The organism is Streptoalloteichus tenebrarius (assembly GCF_024171885.1).
Lineage (GTDB): Bacteria > Actinomycetota > Actinomycetes > Mycobacteriales > Pseudonocardiaceae > Streptoalloteichus > Streptoalloteichus tenebrarius.
In genome coordinates, this window is sequence record NZ_JAMTCP010000060.1 from 21,292 (window position 1) to 28,476 (window position 7,185).

Annotated in this window: 9 protein-coding genes; 3 read left to right on the plus strand and 6 right to left on the minus strand. The window is 72.6% G+C overall.

The window, feature by feature from the left end; all coding sequences use genetic code 11:
- Window positions 1–391 precede the first annotated feature (391 nt).
- Window positions 392–2,323 carry a translational GTPase TypA gene (gene typA, locus LX15_RS29830; protein ID WP_253674268.1) on the minus strand — a complete coding sequence of 644 codons (1,932 nt, stop codon included), beginning with the start codon at window positions 2,321–2,323 and terminating at the stop codon, window positions 392–394.
- 196 nt (window positions 2,324–2,519) lie between these two features.
- Here typA and LX15_RS29835 point away from each other — a divergent pair, with 196 nt between their 5' ends.
- Window positions 2,520–2,663: a hypothetical protein gene (locus LX15_RS29835; protein ID WP_253674270.1), complete on the plus strand. Its 144-nt coding sequence runs from the start codon at window positions 2,520–2,522 to the stop codon at window positions 2,661–2,663.
- 179 nt (window positions 2,664–2,842) lie between these two features.
- Here the strand turns inward: LX15_RS29835 and LX15_RS29840 are convergent, their stop codons facing one another.
- Window positions 2,843–3,142, minus strand: a complete 300-nt coding sequence (locus tag LX15_RS29840; protein ID WP_253674276.1) for a YciI family protein — start codon at window positions 3,140–3,142, stop codon at window positions 2,843–2,845.
- A gap of 86 nt (window positions 3,143–3,228) precedes the next feature.
- A complete protein-coding gene (locus LX15_RS29845; RefSeq protein ID WP_253674278.1) occupies window positions 3,229–3,525 on the minus strand; it encodes a YciI family protein in 297 nt (98 codons plus the stop codon).
- A 236-nt stretch (window positions 3,526–3,761) separates the two neighbouring features.
- Between LX15_RS29845 and trpS the strand changes: the two genes are divergently transcribed.
- Complete coding sequence (trpS, locus tag LX15_RS29850; protein ID WP_253674282.1) at window positions 3,762–4,733, plus strand: tryptophan--tRNA ligase; 972 nt, start codon at window positions 3,762–3,764, stop codon at window positions 4,731–4,733.
- A 178-nt stretch (window positions 4,734–4,911) separates the two neighbouring features.
- Here the strand turns inward: trpS and LX15_RS29855 are convergent, their stop codons facing one another.
- Window positions 4,912–5,262, minus strand: coding sequence for a cupin domain-containing protein (locus LX15_RS29855; protein WP_253674283.1), 351 nt, complete (start codon window positions 5,260–5,262; stop codon window positions 4,912–4,914).
- Window positions 5,263–5,337: 75 nt separating this feature from the next.
- Window positions 5,338–6,204: an NUDIX domain-containing protein gene (locus tag LX15_RS32830; protein ID WP_308213539.1), complete on the minus strand. Its 867-nt coding sequence runs from the start codon at window positions 6,202–6,204 to the stop codon at window positions 5,338–5,340.
- 189 nt (window positions 6,205–6,393) lie between these two features.
- Here LX15_RS32830 and LX15_RS29865 point away from each other — a divergent pair, with 189 nt between their 5' ends.
- Window positions 6,394–6,651 (plus strand): SH3 domain-containing protein, encoded by a 258-nt coding sequence (locus LX15_RS29865; protein WP_253674285.1) that lies wholly within the window; start codon window positions 6,394–6,396, stop codon window positions 6,649–6,651.
- A 396-nt stretch (window positions 6,652–7,047) separates the two neighbouring features.
- Here LX15_RS29865 and LX15_RS33745 read toward each other — a convergent pair.
- On the minus strand, window positions 7,048–7,185 hold a 138-nt coding region (locus LX15_RS33745), incomplete at its 5' end, for an ATP-binding protein (protein ID WP_372502817.1).

The following is a 7,185-nucleotide window of genomic DNA, read 5'->3' on the forward strand; positions in this document are numbered from 1 at the left end:
GACGTCCGGCAACGAGGTTGCCAGACACCGGGTGGACGCCACCCACCGGGACGGTGATCTTGGCGCGGTCCGCGCCACACCACCCGGTGAGGGACGTCCCAACCCGCGTCCGGGTTCCGTCATCCGAACGAGTGGGACCTGCTCCACACCGGCGACGCCCGCCGGCGGCGGCGTGTCGTCGCACGGCACGGCGTCCCCTCGCGGACGACGGGCGCCGCCCCGAGCGCCACAGTGCGCCTTCTCGGCGCGGCGCGCGCGTTCCGGGGCGGCGAATGCCGCTTTCGAGGGCGGCTCGGGACCGGCGACCAGGACCCGACGCGGGACCGGCGACCGGGCCCGAGCCGTCGACGCCCCGGACCGCTCGGGGTCCGGGGCGTCGCAGGCGGGCGCGTCAGCCCTGGCCGCGGTCGCGGGCCTTGGCCCTGGCCTGCTCGCGCTTGCGGTTGGCGGCCTCCAGCACGACCTTGCGCACGCGCACCACGTTCGGCGCGACCTCCACGCACTCGTCGCCGGCGCAGAACTCCAGCGCCTCCTCCAGGCTCAGCGTGCGCGGCCGGGCCAGGCGCTCCAGCTCGTCGCCGGTGGAGGAGCGCATGTTGGTCAGCTTCTTCTCCCGGCACACGTTGACGTCGAGGTCCTCGGCCCTCGGGTTCTCCCCGACGACCATGCCCTCGTAGACGTCCGCGCCCGGCTCGACGAAGAACATGCCCCGGTCGGCGAGCTGGAGCATCGCGTAGGAGGTGACCGAGCCGGCCCGGTCGGCGACCAGCGAGCCGTTGTGCCGGGTGCGCAGCTCCCCGACCCACGGCTGGTAGCCGTCGAACACGTGGTGGGCGATGCCGGTGCCCCTGGTCTCGGTGAGGAACTCCGTGCGGAACCCGATCAGGCCGCGGGAGGGCACGCTGAACTCCAGCCGGATGCGGCCGGTGCCGTGGCCGCTCATGGTCTCCATCCGGCCCTTGCGGTTGGCCAGGAGCTGGGTGACCGCGCCGAGGTGCTCCTCGGGCACGTCCACGGTGAGCTTCTCGAACGGCTCGTGCAGCTTGCCGTCGATCATCCTGGTGACGACCTGCGGCTTGCCCACGGTCAGCTCGAAGCCCTCGCGGCGCATGGTCTCGACCAGGATGGCCAGCGCCAGCTCGCCGCGGCCCTGGACCTCCCACGCGTCCGGCCGGTCGGTGGGCAGCACTCGGACGCTGACGTTGCCGACCAGCTCGGCGTCCAGCCGGTTCTTCACCAGGCGGGCGGTCAGCTTCGTGCCGCCGCCCCTGCCGGCCAGCGGCGAGTTGTTCACGCCGATGGTCATCGAGATCGCCGGCTCGTCCACGGTGATCCGCGGCAGCGGCGTCGGGTTCTCCGGGTCGGCGAGGGTGTCGCCGATCGTGATGTCCGGGATGCCGGCGATGGCGACCAGCTCGCCGGCGGAGGCCTCCTCGGCGGGCACCCGCTCCAGCGCCTCGGTGACCAGCAGCTCGGAGATCCGCACCCGCTCCACCACGGTGTTGCCGTCGGCGTCGGCGCGGCACCAGGCCACGGTCTGGCCCTTGCGCAGCCGGCCGGCGTGGATGCGGCACAGGGCGATCCTGCCGAGGAAGGTCGACGAGTCGAGGTTGGTGACCAGCGCCTGGAGCGGCGCGTCCTGGTCGGCGGTGGGCCCCGGCACGTGCTGGAGCAGCACGTCGAACAGCGGGTCCAGGTTCTCGCTGTCCGGCAGCTCGCCGTCGGCGGGCTGGGTCAGCGAGGCCCTGCCGGCCCGCGCCGAGGCGTAGACCACGGGCAGGTCCAGCACGGAGTCGTCGGCGCCGACCTCGGTGGCCAGGTCGAGCAGCAGGTCGTGGGTCTCCTCGACGACCTCGGCGATCCGGGCGTCCGGCCGGTCGACCTTGTTCACCACGAGCACCACCGGCAGGCCGGCGGCCAGCGTCTTGCGCAGCACGAACCGGGTCTGCGGCAGCGGGCCCTCACTGGCGTCCACCAGCAGCACGACGCCGTCGACCATGGACAGGCCGCGCTCGACCTCGCCGCCGAAGTCGGCGTGGCCGGGGGTGTCCACGACGTTGATCGTCACGACCCCGTCCGGCGTCTGCCGGCGCACCGCCGTGTTCTTGGCGAGGATCGTGATGCCCTTCTCCCGTTCGAGGTCGCCGGAGTCGAGCACGCGGTCGACCGGCTCCGCCCGTTCCGAGAAGGCGCCCGACTGCCGCAGCATGGCGTCGACCAGCGTGGTCTTGCCGTGGTCGACGTGCGCGACGATGGCGATGTTGCGCAGGTCGCCCCTGGTCGCGGGCAGGGTGGCCGTGCGGGCTTCGGTGCTGGTAGGCACGCGCGTGCTCCCGTGGGTCAGGACTGGGTCCGGGGGAAACGGGGATCAGGCCGCCGGGCAACAGCGCACAGTCGGAGCAGGGCGAGCGCACACGCGGCCTCGTCCAGCTTAGCCCGCCCCACCCCGTGGCCGGGGCCACATGTCGATCAGGTAAGGCTTACCTTAGTGTCCTGTCCGCACCCGACGGGAGAGGGACGTGGGCAAGGACAAGACGGAGAAGATCGACAAACTGCGCAAGAAGGCCAAGAAGTGCTGTCGATCAAAGCCGCGCTGCAAGAAGTGCCCCGTCGTCGCCCTGTTGAAGATCAAGGAGAGGGAGCGGGCCAAGAAGGCCTCCTGACCCCGCTCGCCGCGACGCGGGACGCGGGGGGACCGTGACGCCCGAATGCCGGCAACAGGCCGGAAGGTCGACTCGGCGCCGCCGCGAGCGGCTCACCGGCCGACCTTCCCGGAATTATGCTCCGGCCTTCCCCAGGAAAAACCCAAGAACCATTAATGACACGGAGCGCGGGGCGTCCCTCAGCTCACGAGCGCCTCGTTGAACGCCAGCATCGCCGGCGCCGTCCTCGTGGCGTCGAACTGGATCACGTCGTACCGGGCCAGCCTGCGCAGGACCAGCGGGTCCGTCGCCAGGAGGGCGTCGAGCCTCCCCCTCGGCATCGGGCCGACCAGGATGATCTGCGCGGCGCCGGAGCGGCAACGTCCCGAGGCCAGGAAGCTCCCCGCCTCGTGCTCCCTGGCCAGCCACTCGGCGTGCTCGGGAAGCACCAGTGCGATTTCCTCCACCGACGCGAGGTGGTGCAGCAGCGCTACGTACATGGAAGAAAGGTAGCGCCGTACGCGCGGGTATTCACTCGGAGACCAGAAGTCCACGAAATATTGATGCCACGGTGACGCTGTGAGGATCATTTCACCGGTTCGGCGTACGCGGCCAGTGCCGGACTCGTCCTCGATGCCTGGAATTCCAGGACCTCGTGATGGACGAGTCGGCGGACGGCCAGCGGGTCGCACGCGAGGATCGCGTCCAGCCTCCCCCTCGACATGGCCCTGACGATGATCACGTCTCCGTCGCGGGTGTGCCGGCGACCCGAGACGAGGAAGTCACCCGAGGCGTAGTGCTCCGCCAACCACGCGGCGTGGTCCGGCAGGAAGTTGTCGACCTGGTCCAGGGGCGCGGTGAAGTTCAGCAGCACGACGTACACCCATCGAGGCTAGTGCCGGTCCCCACCGCCCGCTCGGTCGACGCTGGACAGCACCACGGGGTGAGGCGCTAGCCTGACCGGGTGCGCGTGATCGTGTCGTCCACCCAGTGGTGGGCCGCCTGACGGCGGCCCCAACGACGCGCACGCGCAGACCGGATGGCCGCCCTCGGCGGGTGGCCCCGGTGACGCTGTGGTCCTCCTCCCGCCGCGGGCGGCGCTGAGACGAGGAGGAGACCATGACCCTGCTCTCGGGGATCCAGCCCACGGGCGCCATCCACCTGGGCAACTACCTGGGGGCGGTGCGGCGGTGGGCCACCGCCCACGGCCGTGACGACATGTTCTTCGTGGTCGACCTGCACGCGATGACCGTCCCGCACCACCCGGGCCGGCTCCGCGCCAGGACCAGGGAACAGCTCGCGGTGCTGCTCGCCGCCGGGATCGACCCCGACGTGGCCTGCGTCTTCGTCCAGTCCGACCTCGTGGACCAGCTCGGCGCGCTGACCTGGCTGCTGGAGTCGACGTGCACGTTCGGCGAGGCCAACCGGATGACCCAGTTCAAGGAGAAGTCGGAGGGGCAGGCGTCGGTGCGGCTGAGCCTGCTCACCTACCCGGTCCTGATGGCCGCCGACATCCTCCTGCACGGCGCGGACGAGGTGCCGGTCGGCGAGGACCAGACCCAGCACCTGGAGCTGGCGCGCACCCTCGCGCGGCGGTTCAACAACACCTACGGCGAGGTGTTCACGGTGCCCAGGGGTGTCCTGCCGCAGGTCGCCGCGAGGGTGCGCGACCTGGCGGACCCCACGCGCAAGATGGCCAAGTCCTCGGGGGACTCCCCAGGGACGATCTACCTGCTCGACCCGCCGGACACCGTGCGCCGCAAGATCCAGCGCGCCGTGACCGACACCGTGGGCGAGGTGCGGTACGACCCGGAGCGACAGCCGGGGGTGGCCAACCTGCTGGAGATCCTGGCCGCGTGCACCGGGGTCAGCCCCTACACCGCCGCCGGCACCGTCGACTCCTACGCCGCGCTGAAGGCGGCCGTGGCCGACGCCGTGGTCGAGACGCTGCGGCCGGTGCGGGAACGGACCGTGGAGCTGCTCGACGACCCGGCCGAGCTGGACCGGGTCCGCCGGGCCGGCGCGGAACGGGCGCGTCGCCGCGCCCAACCCCGCCTCGACGCCGCCCTGGAGGTCGTCGGCCTCCGCTGACCGACCGCCAACGAGTCGGCCCGGGGACACCTCGACACTTCCCCGGGCCGGCTTCGGCGGTCGACGGGCGGAAACGCGGTCCTCAGGCCACGCGGTCCTCAGGCCACGCCGTGCTCAGGCCACGCGGTCCTCAGGCCACGCCGTGCTCAGGCCACGCCGTGCTCAGGCCACGCCGTGCTCAGGCCACGCCGTGCTCGTCGCGGCCGTGGACCTGGGCCGGTGGATGCGTGGCCTCCACGGCCGTGAACGGTTCGAGGATGCGGTAGGTGTGCCGGGCTCCCCTGGGCACCACCCAGGAGTCGCCCGGTTCCAGCAGCACGGTCTGGCCCTCGCTGCGCAGCTCGGCCCGACCGCTGATCACGTAGCCCACGGTCTCGTAGTCCCTGGCCACCTCGGGCTTGTCCGCGTCGGGCTGCTCGTCCCGCCACAGGCGCATGCTCAGGCTCACCCCGGTCGCCAGGTACACCTGGCCCAGGGCGCCCCGGGGCGAGTGCCTGCCGTCCACCTTCATGATCGTGCTGTCACCCATCGCGCACCTCCTCGGCGCCGCGCTCCGCCCGCGTCCCTCGCGACCCGGCCGAGGGGACGAGCCTCCGGCACGAGACTAGGAGTGGGCGACGGCTCCCGCAGGGCCGGACGCGGCGAGCAGGCGGCGCAGGTCCGGCACCACGACCCGGTCGGCGGGCAACCAGTCCATGTCCACGAGGTCGGCGGCGGCACTCCAGCTCAGGGCCTGGTGGTCGTACGGCCGGGGCTCGGCGGCGGGGTCGGCCAACCGGGCGGCCAGCAGGCGCAACACCTTCCCGTTGGGCAGCGGGATGTCCGGCCCGACCTGGTCGCCGGGGACGACCTCGACGCCCAGCTCCTCCCGGCACTCCCTGACCAGGGCCTCGGCGTCGGTCTCCCCCGGCTCGACCCGCCCACCCGGCAGCTCCCACCGGCCGGCGCACTCGGCGGGATAGGCCCGCTGCTGGACGAGCAAACGCCCCTCCCTGACGATCGCCGCGCCGACCACGACCGGAGCGGCGGCCAGCTCCTCGGCCCTGTCCCGCAGTCCGCGCGCGCGGTTCGCGAGCACCCGCAGCACGAGCCGCCGCCCCACGAGCGAGTCCGCGACCCGGCCGAGCGGTCCGCAGGGGGACGTCCACTCCAGGCTGTCGGTGACCAGGGTGCCCGCGCCGGTCTCGGCGAGCGTGACCTCGTGCCGCAGTCGGGTCAGCGGGCCGGCCACCAGCACGGTGCTCATGCCGGTCATGCCGATGCGGAGCACGCGGGTGCGCAGCCGCGCCCGCGGGATCCCACGCAGGCGGAAGTCGACCTCGTCGCCCTCGGTGAACAGGCCGGGCGCGGCGGTGTGGGCGACCAGCTCGGCCGGGGCCGCGACGCGCCGGGCGAGGTCGACGTCGAGCAGGGCCGCGGCGACCGAACGGGGTGGCGCGGAGGTCAGCAGCGTGTTGCGCAGGACGGGCACGTCTGCCGATCCTGGCACGCCCTCGGCCCGCCCCGCCCCCGCGTCGCGTTCCCCGCCTTCCGAACAGCGGGTCATTCCCGGTCACGCGGAGAGTTGCGCCACAGTGCGCGGAAACCCGGGTGGCCAGCCACGGTGATCACTAGCGTTTGCCGGGTCAATCACTGACCGATCTTTCTGGGGGAGAACCGCATGTCCATGCGCACGTTCCTCGCCGCGGCCGGCGTCTGCGCCGCCGCCGTCCTGAGCACGGCCGCCCTCGCGGTCCCGGCCTCCGCCGAGACGTCCTCGGCCCCGCAGGCCGCCGCCGCCTCGGCCGACTGCCGCTGGCGCGCCACCGAGTCGCTGAAGATCCGCAACGCGCCGAGGACCAGCGCCACCGCCGTCGGCGTGATCAACAAGGGTCAGCGGGTGTGCGCGACCGGCCACGTGGTGTCCGGTGGCTGGTAAACCGCCTGCGGCCGGCACGACGACCGCTGGGTGCCGCTGGGCCGGGGCCGCTACATCGCCGGCATGTGCATCGAGTTCACCGGCTGATCACCGCCTGGTGATGTGACGACGTCCTCGGGATCGGAGGGTCCCGAGGACGCCGCATTTCCGTCACCTGACGGAAATGCGGCCTGGGTGCGTGTGCTGGCTGCGGCGGGGTACCGGTTGTCAACCGGTCTCACTCTTTCCTGTTGTGTTTTCGCCTGATGGTGAGGCGAGTTATCCACAGGCTCTGAGGTTGTCCACATGCTGATCTTGGTGTGTGGCGGGGCTGGTGTGCCGGCGAATAGGCTGGACGCGGGGCTCGCCCCCCGGGCGGGTGGGGGCTGTACCGGGCGAGGGAGGTTGGCCCGTCCCTCACCACGGCGAGGCGGGCCACCGGACCTCGAACCGGGCGCCGCCCTCCGGGGAGTCCCCCACCGACACGGTCCCGCCGCGACGGCGCACCGTCTCGGCCACCAGGGCCAGCCCGAGGCCCGCGCCGCCGCTCTCCCG

Coding starts and splice junctions, on each gene's coding strand:
- LX15_RS29840 (WP_253674276.1), bottom strand. CDS start 3,142: ATGTACGTAGCGCTGCTGCACCACCTCGCGTCGGTGGAGGAAATCGCA.
- trpS (WP_253674282.1), top strand. CDS start 3,762: ATGACCCTGCTCTCGGGGATCCAGCCCACGGGCGCCATCCACCTGGGC.
- LX15_RS29855 (WP_253674283.1), bottom strand. CDS start 5,262: ATGGGTGACAGCACGATCATGAAGGTGGACGGCAGGCACTCGCCCCGG.
- LX15_RS29865 (WP_253674285.1), top strand. CDS start 6,394: ATGTCCATGCGCACGTTCCTCGCCGCGGCCGGCGTCTGCGCCGCCGCC.